12 protein-coding genes are annotated in these 15,076 nt (G+C 32.9%); 6 read left to right on the top strand and 6 right to left on the bottom strand.

Annotated features, from left to right (window positions below; translation table 11 throughout):
* Nucleotides 1-27 precede the first annotated feature (27 nt).
* The 6 genes from Z053_RS0100725 to Z053_RS0100700 all read right to left on the bottom strand — a co-directional run bounded on the left by Z053_RS0100725 (nucleotide 28) and on the right by Z053_RS0100700 (nucleotide 5,280).
* Complete coding sequence (locus Z053_RS0100725; RefSeq protein ID WP_025663114.1) at nucleotides 28-567, bottom strand: sigma-70 family RNA polymerase sigma factor; 540 nt, start codon at nucleotides 565-567, stop codon at nucleotides 28-30.
* The gene (locus Z053_RS0100720) at nucleotides 539-1,720 is read right to left on the bottom strand and encodes an MFS transporter (protein ID WP_025663113.1); all 1,182 of its coding nucleotides are present in this window, start codon (nucleotides 1,718-1,720) and stop codon (nucleotides 539-541) included. Before Z053_RS0100720 ends, Z053_RS0100725 begins: the two co-directional genes overlap by 29 nt.
* Nucleotides 1,711-1,896: a hypothetical protein gene (locus Z053_RS0100715; RefSeq protein WP_025663112.1), complete on the bottom strand. Its 186-nt coding sequence runs from the start codon at nucleotides 1,894-1,896 to the stop codon at nucleotides 1,711-1,713. Before Z053_RS0100715 ends, Z053_RS0100720 begins: the two co-directional genes overlap by 10 nt.
* Nucleotides 1,897-1,989: 93 nt before the next feature.
* The gene (locus tag Z053_RS0100710) at nucleotides 1,990-3,351 is read right to left on the bottom strand and encodes an NAD(P)-binding domain-containing protein (protein WP_206539197.1); all 1,362 of its coding nucleotides are present in this window, start codon (nucleotides 3,349-3,351) and stop codon (nucleotides 1,990-1,992) included.
* A gap of 142 nt (nucleotides 3,352-3,493) precedes the next feature.
* Entirely contained in the window at nucleotides 3,494-4,201 is a 708-nt protein-coding gene (locus Z053_RS0100705) for a LytR/AlgR family response regulator transcription factor (protein WP_025663110.1), read from the bottom strand.
* The gene (locus Z053_RS0100700; RefSeq protein ID WP_025663109.1) at nucleotides 4,201-5,280 is read right to left on the bottom strand and encodes a sensor histidine kinase; all 1,080 of its coding nucleotides are present in this window, start codon (nucleotides 5,278-5,280) and stop codon (nucleotides 4,201-4,203) included. Before Z053_RS0100700 ends, Z053_RS0100705 begins: the two co-directional genes overlap by 1 nt.
* A gap of 140 nt (nucleotides 5,281-5,420) precedes the next feature.
* On the opposite strand from Z053_RS0100700, the gene Z053_RS0100695 reads away from it, so the two are divergent.
* The 6 genes from Z053_RS0100695 to Z053_RS0100670 are packed head-to-tail and all read left to right on the top strand — an operon-like array spanning nucleotide 5,421 to nucleotide 15,069.
* Complete coding sequence (locus Z053_RS0100695) at nucleotides 5,421-7,691, top strand: GH92 family glycosyl hydrolase (protein ID WP_025663108.1); 2,271 nt, start codon at nucleotides 5,421-5,423, stop codon at nucleotides 7,689-7,691.
* A gap of 10 nt (nucleotides 7,692-7,701) precedes the next feature.
* Nucleotides 7,702-9,525: a sodium:solute symporter family protein gene (locus tag Z053_RS0100690; protein ID WP_025663107.1), complete on the top strand. Its 1,824-nt coding sequence runs from the start codon at nucleotides 7,702-7,704 to the stop codon at nucleotides 9,523-9,525.
* Nucleotides 9,526-9,564: 39 nt separating this feature from the next.
* Entirely contained in the window at nucleotides 9,565-10,533 is a 969-nt protein-coding gene (locus Z053_RS0100685) for a glycoside hydrolase family 130 protein (RefSeq protein WP_025663106.1), read from the top strand.
* 11 nt (nucleotides 10,534-10,544) lie between these two features.
* Complete coding sequence (locus Z053_RS0100680; protein WP_025663105.1) at nucleotides 10,545-11,648, top strand: carbohydrate-binding family 9-like protein; 1,104 nt, start codon at nucleotides 10,545-10,547, stop codon at nucleotides 11,646-11,648.
* A gap of 1 nt (nucleotide 11,649) precedes the next feature.
* The gene (locus tag Z053_RS0100675; RefSeq protein ID WP_025663104.1) at nucleotides 11,650-12,759 is read left to right on the top strand and encodes a putative glycoside hydrolase; all 1,110 of its coding nucleotides are present in this window, start codon (nucleotides 11,650-11,652) and stop codon (nucleotides 12,757-12,759) included.
* A 57-nt stretch (nucleotides 12,760-12,816) separates the two neighbouring features.
* The gene (locus tag Z053_RS0100670; RefSeq protein WP_025663103.1) at nucleotides 12,817-15,069 is read left to right on the top strand and encodes a GH92 family glycosyl hydrolase; all 2,253 of its coding nucleotides are present in this window, start codon (nucleotides 12,817-12,819) and stop codon (nucleotides 15,067-15,069) included.
* Nucleotides 15,070-15,076 lie beyond the last annotated feature (7 nt).

The following is a 15,076-nucleotide window of genomic DNA, read 5'->3' as shown; positions in this document are numbered from 1 at the left end:
TGTGAGAAATGATGCCAATGATAATTATTAACAGGATGATTTCTTATTACTTCCTGTTTTTGATTTGAAGTCCAAAATACTTCCTTTTCCACCTTGTAAAATAGTACAACAACCTTCAAACAGTTCCTTAAGTTTTTTTCTTCCCCGCTGAATTTTAGAACGCACCGTAACATAGTTTATATTAAGCTGTTCGGCTATTTCTTTTTGTGGTATTTCCTTTATTTCAGATAAGATCATTAATTCTCGATACTCTTCTGGTAATTGATTAACAAAAGAATGTACACATTTACCCAGCTCTATACCAGCATCATTATCGGTGTCATAATCAAAAAATGCATCATCTTTAATGGTATTTGTATGCAATTGTTTTTTACGATAATAATCGGTAATTGTATTTTTGGCAATGGTATACACCCAGCTTTTAAGGTTATCGACACCATTACCATTCGATTTGGATAATTTCAAAAATACATCTTGGGTTAAATCTTCAGCATCTTCCTGATTGCGGACACGCTTTTTAACATAGCCCAATAAAGGATTATATAGTTGAACGACTTGATTTTGCATTTTTTATAGAGAAATTGATGAATAAAATTGTTCCTATTATACACAAAGATAAATATAGGTTTTGTATTCCAAGAAATTCGATGGCGTAGATTCCGATAAATGCACCAACGGCAGCACCTATATCCCACCATGTACTTACACTAGAAATTGCCTGTAAAGAATTATCTTTGTTTTGTGAATTCTTGATGGCAATAAGTGGCGAAAAAGTAACCACAATTGTATTGAATAAAAAAGCTAGAATAATACCCAAAATGGTACTGTCGAATGCAATCAATGCCATTGCTAATAAACAAATACTAATTGAAATTGAAAATAAGAATAGTGGTCGAAAATGTATGGTGAGCATGCCTCCGATTATAGAAAACAACAAAACAAATAATCGTTTTAATAACAAATAAAACGCCACATAACCAAGTAACTTACTCGAATTGATTATGTTTTCTGATAATAAATGTGATAGAGATACGACTAAAATTCCATCTATTGAAACAGATACTATAAATACTAATAAATTGATAGCATTTGGATAAAAAGTAAGATTTGTTTTTACGACATCGTCTTTTGTTTCAGATTCAATTTTTGGTAATGAATACGCTAAAAGTATACCTAACGAACTGATTAATGCTATGCTAAATAACCCATTTTGAATACCAAATTCACTAATGACGATTGGCCCAAACCAAAGTACAAATAAAGCTCCTAATGATTTGATGCTTTGTGATAATCCGAATGCTAAACCAGACTTTTCTTTAGCTTGTGAAGCATAAGATAAAGTAGATATTTTTAATCCAGAATAGCTAAGTCCCCAAAAAATTCTTGCTATTAAAAAAGAAATTAAACCTAATTTCAGTCCATATATAAAAGTAGTTAGTGTAGCCAGTGTTGCGGCGATAATTAACATTTTTCGGATTCCGATTCGATGTATCCAATTTGCAATAGGTGTGTTTGCAATAATTCTTACGAAACGATTTACCGATAATAACATACCAATAAAAAATACAGAAAAACCTAATTCTTTACCATAAATGGGAAGTACAGGGTATAAAACGGCATCCCCTAATCCTGCAAAAGCCATCACTCCACTAGCACGCAAAGCTCCTCGAAATGAGGAGCTTTGTTCTTTGGAGATAGGAGAGCTTTTGGTTAGCAACATCCAGTTTTTTCAATATTAATTTCTTTACTCTCTTCTTTATCACAACACGATGATCCATCTGTAGGTTGCTCACAACAAGAGCTTTGTGCAGATTGTGCTTGTACCGTTGTAGACCCACAGCATACACTACCTTGTTCAGCTATTTCTACCTGCTTATTTGTATTTCTCTTTTTCATAATTATTAATTTTTAATACTTCTATGTTGTTATGTATTGTTTTCACTCTTTAAGACGCAAGACTTTTATAGTGATGCATCATTTTTTATTTTTTTAATTGCATCCCGACGTTCTGCAACCAGAACTTGTAGTTTCTACTCCTTCTATGGTTAGTTCTGAAGAGCAGCAAGCTACACTGTCACTTTTTTTGTCGGTTGCAAAATCGGTACTACACACTCCTGTTTCTGGTAAATTAAGTTCAACTCGTTTTGCAGCTTCAATATCACCAGCCATATGAGCTACTATAGAGCGTACCTGCTCATATCCTGTGGCCATTAAAAATGTTGGAGCTCTACCATAACTTTTAGAACCCACGATGTAAAAATCTTTTTCGGGATGGCGAAGCTCTTTTTCTCCGTGGGGTCTTACTGTTCCACAACTATGAACATTTGGATCAATTAATTCGGCAAGATCAAAAACCGATTCTAGTGAGGCATCTAGATCTGTTCGTACCTCTCGAATCATTTCCAAATTTGGTCGTGAACCTGTATTACTGATTATTTCATCTATTTGATTGATAGCTTCTATTTCGCCATTTAGGTCACCGATGATTTGGATACCGTCTTCTTTTTTGGTCAGTTTTAAGATATGGAAAGGCGTATAGACATTTAATTTTCCACTATTGACCAATTGCTCAATACGAATACCAAGAGCACCTCTGGCTTCTAGCGCATCTTCTTGTTTCCCACCATACACCTTGTTCATATTATCTTTTCTTAATACCCAATTAAGTTGTGTTTCTGGGTATTCTTTTTGAATGCCTCCTAAATCTAATAAAGCATTAATCGCAGAATGTCCTCCTCCTACAACAACTACATTTTTGTTTTTATAACGTTCTAGATGTTCTGCTTTTACATTAGGGATACCATAAAAGATATGCTCATTTAGTTCTTGTTCTCCTTCTGCAAACACACCGCCAGAACCAATAGGGTTGGGTTGATTCCAGGTTCCTGTAGCATCAATTACCGCTTTTGCTTCATAATAATTAATGTTTCCATTTTCTTGAACCTTAATAGAGAAAGGTTTACTCTCACGTCCCCAGGTTTTCATTTTATCCAAACCTTTTCTTCCGATAGAAAGAACTTTACTATTCAAATGAATGTGTGGTTTAATCTGAGGTAAATTTGCTAATGGTCGAAAATAGTGTTCTACTAACTCTTGTCCTGTAGGTAATTCATTTTCATCAGGAGCTATCCAATCGGTTTGTTCTAATAATTCTTTTGCAACTCGATCTATATTATATTTCCAGGGAGAAAACACACGAACGTGGCTCCAGGAACGTATATTTTGCCCGACAGAGCTTCCCGATTCAAATACAATGTAAGGGAGGTTTTGTGCTAGTAAATGTGCAGCTGCAGCTAATCCTACTGGGCCAGCACCTATTATTGCTATGGGTAAATTATTGTTTTGCATCATTTTTAAAATTTGTATTCATCTCTTAAGACGACAACTTTAAAAAATGATGCGGGGTACTATAAATAAAATTTCAAGAAATTAAGGTTAGGGTATGAAAAATGACCGTGTTTTACCATTTTATATATGAGATTTAATCAAGTGATTACACCTTAAAAATAACACTTCTTACTTCATTTAAATAGCTTCTTCCAATTGGATATCGATTATTTGCAATTTCTATACTATTACCTTCAATAGATTCTATTTTATCAATTGATATGGTATAAGATCTATGAATTCTAATAAACTTATCAGAGGGTAAGTCATCTGTAAAATTACTTAATGTTTGATGAGCAATATAGTTGCTCGATGACGTATTTACTTTAATATAATCTCCAAGACTTTCGATAGATAATATTTCATCCAGATATATTTTTTGCATCTTTTTTTTGTCGATTTTCAAAAAGATATATGCTCGTTTGTTAGGAGTAGTAAAGTTATCTTTTTGTTGATACTCTTTTATTTTGAAAGCTTTATTTACGGCCATAATAAACCTATGAAAAGAGATAGGTTTTACCAAATAATCTACTACCTCTAACTCATAACTTTCTACTGCAAATTCCTCATGTGCTGTAGTAATTATGGTAAGTGGTTTTTGATGTATACTTTTTAACAGATTCAATCCATCTAAAAGAGGCATATTAATGTCTAAAAAAAGAAGATCGATCTCGTTATTTCTTAAATAATCAATACTCTCGGTTGCGTCGTTGAATGAAGCTAAAAAAGTCAATCCTTTCGTTTGGTCAACATAGTTTTTTATAACATTAATAGCCAATGGTTCATCATCTATTATAACACATTTTAAATCCATTATACTTTAATTTTTAATTCAACAATATATTGATTGTTATTTTCACTAATCGTTAGATTATACTCATCAGGTTTATACCCCAGTTCAAGTCTTTTTTTTACGTTTCCTATCCCAATACCACCAGAAAAAGAATCAATTTTGTTTTTATTGTTTTTAGCAGGAATCGGATTAGTAATCTGAAAATACAGAAAGTCATCTATTATGTTGAAAGAAATATCAATTTCGATTTCTCCAACATTTTTATTTGCCCCATGTTTAAAAGCATTTTCTATAAAGGATAAAAGAAGCATAGGAGCAATTTTTTTACCTTCGATTTCTCCAGAAATATTTACATGTATTTTTAAAGAATCTCCATATCGAATTCTTTCTAAATCCAAATAATTTTGAAGGCACATAATTTCTTTACTAAGACATTGTCTTTTTTGATTAGTCTCATGCAATAAATACCGCATTAATTCGGACAACTTTAATATGGTTTTTGGAGTTTTGTCTGATTTTTCTACAGAAAGAGAGTAAATATTATTTAAGGTATTAAAAAAGAAATGAGGAGACATTTGAGCCCTAAGAAAGCGCAACTCTGTTTCTAATTGTAATTTTTCTACATCAATTAATTTTTTGTGCTCTCTTAACCGATCTAAAGTTACTTTAATAGCAGAAACAAAAGACACCACATAAAGTTCTCCCAACATCATTTCTATAGTATAATTCAGGGACAATTTATTGGTTACTTCTGGACCTTCTGGCCAAACATTTTGGTTAACAAGAAAATAAGTAAAATAAAATTTTGCTAGGACCATTGTAAAAAGAGATGCGAGTAATAAAAATATGTATATCAAGTATTTACGTTTTTCTACAAATTTTGGCATTAAGTAATAGATGTTGAAATAACTTAAAGACATATGTATAATAAACCCTAGAATAGTGGTTTTTAAAGAATAAGCATAATCGTTAAAGTAACTACCCCATTTAAAAGTGGTAAATAGAAAATATACCAGCCAGAATATAACATGATGTTTTACCGTTATAGTATAATTATTCCCAGATGTTATATTAAGTGCATTTTTAATTTTTTGCAGCATATTTCCCCAAATTTTATGACGTTTAACTGAGTTGCTTTGTTATTGATCTAAAATTATTCTTTTAACCATAAGTTTTGTAAATATTTATGTCTTTACTTGCTCTTTCTGTAGAACAATGATAAAAAAATAAATATAAATAGATGAAAATACCTCGTAATATTAAATTATTGATAATAGTAATATTGAGTACTTTTTCGTGTAAGAAAGAGCATAGGAATAAGAGTAGCATAACGCATAAAGATAGTAATGTTATTAAGTATGTAAACCCTTTTATAGGGACAGGAGGTCATGGTCATACCTACCCAGGAGCGACAATGCCATTTGGTATGGTACAAGTAAGTCCGGATAATGGTATTTCAGAATGGGATTGGTGCTCAGGATACCACTATTCTGATTCATTAACTATAGGTTTTAGTCATTTACACCTTAGTGGCACAGGGATTGGAGATCTTAATGATATTAGATTGATGCCAATTAATAAAAAAGTTGATTTATCTACTTCTTTTAAAACAAGAGATGAAATACCTTTTAAATCCAAATATTCCCATAATAAAGAAAAAGCTACACCTGGATATTATAGTGTATTTTTAGAAGATTTTGATATTAATGCCGAATTAACGTCTACCGTTAGAACAGCTTTTCATAGATACGAATATAAAGAGGGAGATACACAATCTGTAGTATTAGATTTAGGATATGCTATTAATTGGGATAAAACCCTAGAATCGCAAATACATATTGAAGATAAATTTACAGTTTCGGGATATAGAAATAGTACCGGATGGGCAAAAAATCAAAAAGTATTTTTTGTGATAAAATTTTCTAAAGCCATTAATAACTATGATTTATATACAGATACCAAAAATGCTGAAGACAGTAATATCATTAAAGGTGTCAAGTCATCTGCACAGTTGTTTTTTAATAAAGGAAATAAAAATCAATTACAAGTTAAGGTTGGAATCTCTTCGGTAAGTGTTGAAAATGCAAAAAATAATATTTCTGCAAATAAAAATAAATTTGAATTTGATAAAATTGCTGAAAATAGCAAGGCATCATGGCAAAATGTATTATCTAAAATAGAAGTAGATACTAAAAATGATTCATTAAAAACCATTTTTTATACCGCATTATACCATGCTCAAGTAGCACCGGTTACGTATAGTGATCAGGATGGTGCATTTAGAAAAGAAAATGATAGTATCGTTTTTGCAAAGAACTTTACTGCATATTCTACACTCTCGCTATGGGATACCTTTAGAGCAGAACACCCATTATTGATATTCTTAGAACCAGATAAAGTTTCTGATATCGTAAATTCTATGTTGGTATATTATGAAAATAGTAAGATTTTACCTGTATGGACTTTATATGCTAATGAAACTAATACGATGACCGGGTATCACTCTGTTTCTGTGATTGCCGAAGCATACTTAAAAGGCATCAAAGGATTCGATATTGAGAAGGCATATGAGGCGATGAAAACCACTATGATGCAAGATGAAAGAGGGTTAGAATATTATAAAAAATATGGATACATTCCATATACTTTACTAGATGAATCGGTTACCATTACATTAGAATATGCCTATAATGACTGGTGTGTTGCACAAGTTGCCAAGGCTCTGGGGAAAGAAGAAGATTATAAGTATTTCCTAGAACGATCCAAAGCATTTGTACATCTCTTTGATACTAAAACAGGATTCATGAGAGGAAAATCTGAAGATGGAAAAAAATGGCATGAGCCATTTGATCCCAAATACTCTGCACATAGAGTGCATGCTGATTATACAGAAGGAAATGCATGGCAACATAGTTGGTTTGTACCTCATGATGTTAAGGGGCTGATACAATTGTTTGGAGATGAAACCACTTTTGTAGCAAAGCTCGAACAGTTATTTACTGAAGATTCTAAAATTACAGGAGATAATATTTCTGCAGATATTACAGGCCTTATAGGGCAATATGCACACGGTAATGAACCCAGTCATCATATTGCCTATATGTTTAATAAAGCTAATGCCCCCTGGAAAACTCAATACTGGGTAAGTCAAATATTAAAAACACAATATAATACAACACCTAATGGATTAAGTGGTAATGAGGATTGCGGACAAATGTCAGCTTGGTATATATTTAGTTCTATAGGGATTTATCCTATGAATCCTGCATCAGGAGAATATCAAATTGGAAGTCCGGTTTTTGAAAAAGCTACTTTAAAACTATCAGACGATCTTAGCTTTAGTATAGAAGCCGAAAACGTTTCAGATAAAAATATATATATCCAATCTGCAACTCTAAACGGAAAAGAATTTAATCGATCATATATTACTCATCAGGAAATAACAGAAGGAGGAACATTACATTTTGTAATGGGAGCATCTCCTAACAAAAACTGGGGTGTACAGAAATAACCAACTCTAAATGAACCTAGCTACCGTAGATATTGTAATAATTCTATGTTATATTATTATTACTCTTCTTTTTGGATTTTATGTTTCTAAAAAGGCATCAAAAGATATAAAATCCTATTTCCTGGGCGGAAATGAAATACCCTGGTATTACCTCGGATTATCAAATGCTTCTGGGATGTTTGATGTTTCTGGTACGATGTGGACAGTTACTATTCTTTTTGTTTACGGGATGAAAAGTGCCTGGCTCCCCTGGTTATGGCCCGTATGGAATCAGGTTTTTATTATGATTTTTATGGCCGCATGGTTACGAAGGTCAAATGTGATAACAGGAGCACAATGGATAACCTATAGATTCGGATCTGCAATGGGAGCAAAACTGTCTCATATCATAGTAACAATCTTTGCTGTTATCAGTACATTAGGGTTTATAGCCTACTTTTTTGAAGGGATTGGCAAATTTGCAATTATATTTTTCCCCTGGGACTTATCTATAGATCTGGGATTATTTACAGTGGCCTCAGAACAATCTTATGCTTTGATAATTATTGGTATAACTACTTTATATACTCTAAAAGGAGGAATGTATAGTGTGGTAGGAACAGAAGTCATCCAGTTTGTAATCATGACCGTTTCATGTTTAGTTATCGGATATATTGCTTTTACCACTGTTACAGCAGAGCAAATCGCAGTCGCTACCCCAGAAAACTGGAATAATTTGTTCTTTGATATGAAATTAGATTTGGATTGGACCGGATATATCGATAGTGTGAACGAAAAGATAGAGAAAGACGGATTCTCTTTGTTTGGTTTCCTATTTATGATGATGATTTTTAAAGGCATTTTTGCCAGCCTGGCTGGCCCTGTTCCTAGCTATGATATGCAGCGTGTTTTATCTACAAAAAATGAAGCCGAAGCCTCAAAAATGAGTGCTTTTACAATTATTGTTCTTTTCGTACCCAGGTATTTAATGATCACAGGTTTTGCCGTACTTGGTTTGGTATATTTAGGACCAGAATTACAACAAGGAGGTATAGATGTAGATTTCGAAACCATATTACCAGTAGCTATTCATCGATTTGTTCCAATAGGTTTTAAAGGGCTATTGTTGGCAGGTTTATTAGCCGCTTTTATGGGAACATTTGCAGCATTTATAAACGCCGCACCGGCATATATAGTTAATGATATTTACAAGAAATATATCAACCCAAAAGCATCAGATAAAACATATATTAAGTATAGTTATTTATCATCTGTTCTTATTGTATTAATAGGAGTGATTGGTGGTTTTTTTGCATCATCTATTAATGAACTAACCATATGGTTAACCTCAGCTTTGTACGGAGGATATGCAGCAGCAAATGTATTAAAGTGGATATGGTGGAGATTTAATTCTTATGGGTATTTTGGAGGAATGCTGGCAGGACTTATTGCAGCAACAATAGTCCCTATAATTTTTCCCGACACAACGGCCATTTACCTATTTCCAGTTATCTTATTGGTGTCTTTTATTGGGTGCTTTATAGGAGTCATATTAGGGAAACAAGATGATATAGAGGTGTTAAAAAACTTTTATAGAACCACCAAGCCCTGGGGATGGTGGCAACCTGTAGTTAATGCAATACAAAAAGAAAATCCTGATTTTTTACCTAATAAAAATTTCTGGAAAGACATGTTTAATTGTTGCATAGGGATTATTTGGCAAATGACTTTTGTTTTGGTTCCGATGTATTTAATAATAAAAGAATATTATAGTATGGCTTTCGCGATAGTATTAATGATTATTACATCGATAATATTAAAGAAAACATGGTATGATAAACTTAAGACAAAATAATACTTTTTGAAAAGTAGTAATATTTATACTAGAAATATGATGAAAAAAGAAATACCATGGCAGGATAAACCTAAAGGATGCACTGATGCTATTTGGAGGTATTCTGCAAATCCCATCATCTCTAGAGATGCTATACCCACTTCTAATAGCATATTCAATAGTGCAGTTGTATCATATAATGATGGGTTTGCCGGAGTATTTAGATGTGATAATAAAGCTGTACAGATGAATATTTTTGCAGGATTCAGTCATAACGGGATTGATTGGCAAATTAATGAAGAGCCCATTGTCATGGAGGCAGGAAATACCAAAATGATAGCTTCTGATTATAAGTATGACCCTCGCGTTACTTTTATTGAAGATAGATATTGGATTACATGGTGTAATGGGTATTATGGGCCTACCATAGGAATTGCATATACTTTTGATTTTAAAGAGTTTTTTCAATGCGAAAATGCATTTTTACCTTTCAACAGAAACGGAGTATTATTTCCAGAAAAGATCAATGGCAAGTATGCAATGTTAAGCCGCCCAAGTGATAACGGGCATACTCCCTTTGGTGATATATTTATTAGTTATAGCCCTGATATGAAATATTGGGGAGAACATAGAAATGTAATGCAGGCAACTCCTTTCGAGGAAAGTGCCTGGCAATGTACTAAGATAGGAGCTGGATCCGTGCCTTTTCTTACAGAAGAAGGGTGGTTGATGTTTTATCATGGAGTCATAAATACATGTAATGGATTTAGATATGCTATGGGAGCTGCTATTTTGGATAAGAATAGCCCGGATAAGGTAAAGTACAGGACAAAACCATACCTCTTAACACCTTCTGTGACTTATGAACAAATAGGAGATGTCCCTAATGTGATATTTCCTTGTGCAACTCTACAAGATATAGAGCAGGATAAAGTCGCTATTTATTATGGAGCCGCAGATACTGTAGTTGCATTAGCTTTTGGAAGGATAAGTGAAATTATTAAGTTTACTAAAGAAAATTCATTATAGAAATGTTTACAATGAAATTGAAATTTTTTCAAGCTCGAATCAACAAAATATTTTGCGTTATAGTATTTGTGCTTAGTAATGCAATTAGTGTGTATGGGCAAAGTAATGAAAGTAAAATTTCTCCAAAATCTTATGTCGCACATTATACCAAAGAATCAATAGATATTGATGGATCTGCCCTAGAATCTTCATGGAGTAAAGCAAAATCTACCGAGTTGTTTATAGATATTGAAGGAAGCAAAATCCCAAAATATAAGACTACAGTAAAAATGCTTTGGGATGACGAGTATTTCTATTTTCTAGCAGAAATGGAAGAACCTCATGTATGGGGAAATCTAAAGCAAAGGGATACTATTATCTTTTATGATAATGACTTCGAAATTTTTATCGATCCAGATAACGACACTCATAATTATTATGAATTTGAAGTTAATGCATTAAATACATTGTGGGATTTGTTTATTACAAAACCATATAGAGAAGGGACCCCGGTATTAAACGATTGGGATGCGAATGGATTTAAATCTTCAGTTAAAGTAAACGGAACCATAAATAATCCAAACGATATCGATAAAGGATGGATACTAGAAATAGCTATTCCGTTTAAAGTATTTAGAACCTCATATTATCACAAAAACATTCCTAAAGATAAATTTTGGAGAGTAAATTTTTCCAGGGTGAATTGGGATTTTGAACTTCAGAATAATAAATACTCCAGAAAGCGAGATGATAACGGAAAATTTAAACCAGAATACAATTGGGTGTGGTCTCCTATCGGTGTAATTAATATGCACCAACCCGAAGATTGGGGATATGTATATTTTTCCTCAAAAGAAGTAGAAGAGAATGATGATTTCAGAATTCCTGAAGATGAAAAAGTAAAACGATTGTTGTATCAATTGTATAGAAAACAAAAGGAATATTTTAAAAAGAATACCCGTTGGGCAAAAACCTTTAAAGAACTAGAAGCAGATGATCTGTTGGTTGACGGAAATAAAGTTGTTAAAACCTTAGAAAGTCATCAAACAGGTTGGAATATAACAGTGGTAAGCCCATATACAAAACACCTGTTTATTATTAAAGAAGATGGTAAAATTATCCAAAAAGAAGATTAATATGAAGATGCTCAAAATTATACTCTTATGTAGTATACTAGTCAGTGTTAGTTGTAAAACCGAAACTGAAAAAGAAGAAGTAATTATAAAAGAAGATGTTTCAGAAGAGAAGACAGCACCATTTAAGTACTGGACCTGGATTACTGCGAACCCTTCAAAATCAAATGACGAATATAGAGAGGAGTTCAAAAAATATAAAGAATATGGCATAGATGCAGTATTAATAAATACATTGGCTGATCCCGAAGTGTTAAAAAAACTAACACCTATAGCTACAAAAGAAGGATTAGAAGTTCATGCCTGGATGTTTACCATGAATCGACCAGGTGATGAAGCGGCTTTACAACATCCAGAATGGTATGCTGTGAGTAGAGAAGGTAAATCGTGTTACGATACACGACCATATGTAGATTATTATCAGTGGTTATGCCCTACCAGAAAAGAATCTAGAGCACATATTTTGGGGTTAGTAGAACAACTGGCAAAGGTTGAAGGAGTAACCAGTGTACATCTCGATTATATTCGATATCCAGATATCTATCTACCGATTGGGTTATTACCAAAATATAACTTAGTACAAGATGAAGAATTACCAGAGTTCGATTTTTGTTATTGCGATGTATGTATAAAAACATTTGAGCAAAAGCATCATAAAAATCCAAAAGAAGCTAAAAATATTGCAATAGATATGGAGTGGAAACAATTCAGATTAAATCAGATAAAAAGAGTAGTAGATGAGGCTTATGAAATTGCTCATAAATATGATAAAAAGTTAACCGCAGCCGTATTTCCATATCCCGAAATGGCAGATCATATGGTTAGACAACGATGGGATAAATGGAATGTAGATGAAGTATTACCCATGATTTATCACAACTTTTATAACGAAGAGGTAGATTGGATTGGTTTTGCTACCAAACAAGGAGTTAATGATCTGCAAGGAAAGCAAACTAAATTGCATACAGGAATATATCTTCCTCCTATGAGTGCAAATGATGTATCAAAAGCCATACAATTGGCAAAAGATAATGGAGCGTCAGGGATTTCATTTTTTGACGGCAATGCAATAACAGAAGAACAACTAGAGGTAATTAAAAAATCAAAAAAATAATCCGATGTGCTAGCTTAATAAGTTTTTAAAATTTGTGAGATCTTATTCATACCAAAAATGAAAAAAATATTCTATTCACATATCGTTCTTTTACTATTGCTTTGGTCATGCAATCAAGAGAAGGTTTCAGTAAATCTACCAGAACAATCATTAACTTCTTATGTAAATACATTTATAGGAACAGATGGTCCTGGTAATACATATCCAGGAGCAACACTTCCATTTGGGATGGTACAGTTAAGTCCGGATATAGGAATTCCGGGATGGGATAGAATTGCAGGATATTACTATAAAGATTCTATCATTAGTGGTTTTTCTCATACACATCTTACCGGGACCGGAGCAGGAGATTTATATGATATTTTGGTAATGCCCACCAATAGCAGGTTTTCAAAAAAAATAAAAGAAAACAATTATAAACCATTCTCTACATATAGTCATGATAAAGAATTTGCTACACCAGGATATTATACCGTAGATTTATTGGATTATGGGATTAAAGCAGAGCTTACAGCAACCAATAGAGTAGGTATACATAGATATACCTTTCCTAAAGATACTGCAACTGCAATACATGTGGATCTGGGATATGCTATAAACTGGGATAAACCTACAGATACTTACATAGAAAAAGTAAATGACAAAACGATTCAGGGATATCGAATGTCTACCGGGTGGGCAAAAGATCAACGAGTCTTTTTTGTAATGCAGTTTTCAAAACCTTTTACGACATATCAAGTGTTTAAAGATGAAGAACCAACTACACTTCCTGTTCAAGGAACAAATACAAAAATTATACTGTATTATAATACAGAAGAAAATGAACAGATTACTATTAAAACCGGGTTGTCTACAGCTAGTATTAAAGGGGCCCAAGAATCATTAAATACAGAAGCTCCTGACTTCGATTTTGATCACTATGTTAGAAAAGCACAAGCCATTTGGGAACGTGAATTACAAAAGATTCAAATTACAACTGCAGATGATGATAAGAAGAGTATTTTTTATACAATGATGTATCAATCTATGTTGGCCCCAACATTATTAAGTGATCCTAACGGAAATTATAAAGGAGCTAACGATTCTATTGTAAATGCCAAAGGGTTTAATCGCTATGATACATTTTCGTTATGGGACACCTTTAGAGCAGCACATCCTTTATATACAATAATTCAGCAAGAAAGAGTTCCTGATATGATCCAATCTATACTGGCTCATTATAGAGAAACTGGAGTATTACCTGTATGGTCTATGCAAGGAAATGAAACCAATATGATGATAGGGTATCATGCCGTTCCGGTTATAGTTGATGCATATTTTAAAGGTTTTCAATTTGATGCAGAATTTGCTTACAAAGCGTGTAAGGAAAGTGCCATGGTAGAGGATAGAGAAATAGATATTTATAAGCGTTTAGGGTATATCCCGATAGGAGAGCATCATGAAAATTGGTCTGTTTCTAAAACTCTTGAATATGCCTATGATGACTGGTGTATCGCTATGTTTGCAAAAGACCTGGGTAAAGAAGAGGATTATATATATTTTATGAAACGTTCTGAGAACTGGAAAAAATTGTATAACCATAAGAATAACTGGATTCAACCCAAAGACATGCTGGGAGAATTTGTAGTTCCTTTTAAACCAAAAGAATATACACCTTTTTATTGTGAAAGTAATGCCTGGCAATATTACTGGTTTGTACCTCAACATATAGAAGGGTTGATAAAAAATACAGGAGGAAAAGAGCGATTTATCCAAAAACTGGATTCAATGTTTTCTTATGACCCCAAACCAGGAGATAAACTACCTATTTTTAGTACAGGAATGATTGGGCAATATGCACATGGTAATGAACCAAGTCATCATGTAGCATATCTGTATAATTACGTAAATCAACCTTCAAAAACACAAAAATTAACTCACAAAATTTTAAAAGGACAATACAAAAATGAACCCAATGGACATTGCGGGAATGAAGATTGCGGGCAGATGTCATCCTGGTACATATTTAGTTCTCTTGGGCTTTACCCTGTAAACCCGGCGCAAGGAGTATATCATATTACAGCACCAATATTTAAAGAAACCGAAATACATCTATCAGACGGAAAAATATTTTTGATCACGGCTAAAAACCTATCTAAAGAGAATACATATATCAAGAGCATACGATTAAATGGAGAACCACTTAACCGTATGTACATAACGCATAAAGAAATTGTAAATGGAGGATTTCTCGAATTTGAAATGAGTAATTCTCCAAATGACGAAGCCTTTAAAAACTCATCATTACCAGAAGTAAATAAAATATATTGATTATGAA

The sequence above is a fragment of the Aquimarina megaterium XH134 genome (genome assembly GCF_000520975.1).
GTDB classification, from domain to species: Bacteria; Bacteroidota; Bacteroidia; order Flavobacteriales; family Flavobacteriaceae; genus Aquimarina; species Aquimarina megaterium.
The sequence above is the reverse complement of the archived record's forward strand: the minus strand, read 5'-3'. Positions and strand labels throughout refer to the sequence as shown.

Excerpts from the sequence above, each read along its gene's own strand:
- Z053_RS0100710 (WP_206539197.1), bottom strand. The coding sequence starts at position 3,351 with ATGATGCAAAACAATAATTTACCCATAGCAATAATAGGTGCTGGCCCA.
- Z053_RS0100695 (WP_025663108.1), top strand. The coding sequence starts at position 5,421 with ATGAAAATACCTCGTAATATTAAATTATTGATAATAGTAATATTGAGT.
- Z053_RS0100675 (WP_025663104.1), top strand. The coding sequence starts at position 11,650 with ATGAAGATGCTCAAAATTATACTCTTATGTAGTATACTAGTCAGTGTT.
- Z053_RS0100680 (WP_025663105.1), top strand. The coding sequence starts at position 10,545 with ATGAAATTGAAATTTTTTCAAGCTCGAATCAACAAAATATTTTGCGTT.
- Z053_RS0100725 (WP_025663114.1), bottom strand. The coding sequence starts at position 567 with ATGCAAAATCAAGTCGTTCAACTATATAATCCTTTATTGGGCTATGTT.
- Z053_RS0100720 (WP_025663113.1), bottom strand. The coding sequence starts at position 1,720 with ATGTTGCTAACCAAAAGCTCTCCTATCTCCAAAGAACAAAGCTCCTCA.
- Z053_RS0100690 (WP_025663107.1), top strand. The coding sequence starts at position 7,702 with ATGAACCTAGCTACCGTAGATATTGTAATAATTCTATGTTATATTATT.
- Z053_RS0100705 (WP_025663110.1), bottom strand. The coding sequence starts at position 4,201 with ATGGATTTAAAATGTGTTATAATAGATGATGAACCATTGGCTATTAAT.
- Z053_RS0100685 (WP_025663106.1), top strand. The coding sequence starts at position 9,565 with ATGAAAAAAGAAATACCATGGCAGGATAAACCTAAAGGATGCACTGAT.
- Z053_RS0100715 (WP_025663112.1), bottom strand. The coding sequence starts at position 1,896 with ATGAAAAAGAGAAATACAAATAAGCAGGTAGAAATAGCTGAACAAGGT.
- Z053_RS0100700 (WP_025663109.1), bottom strand. The coding sequence starts at position 5,280 with ATGCTGCAAAAAATTAAAAATGCACTTAATATAACATCTGGGAATAAT.
- Z053_RS0100670 (WP_025663103.1), top strand. The coding sequence starts at position 12,817 with ATGAAAAAAATATTCTATTCACATATCGTTCTTTTACTATTGCTTTGG.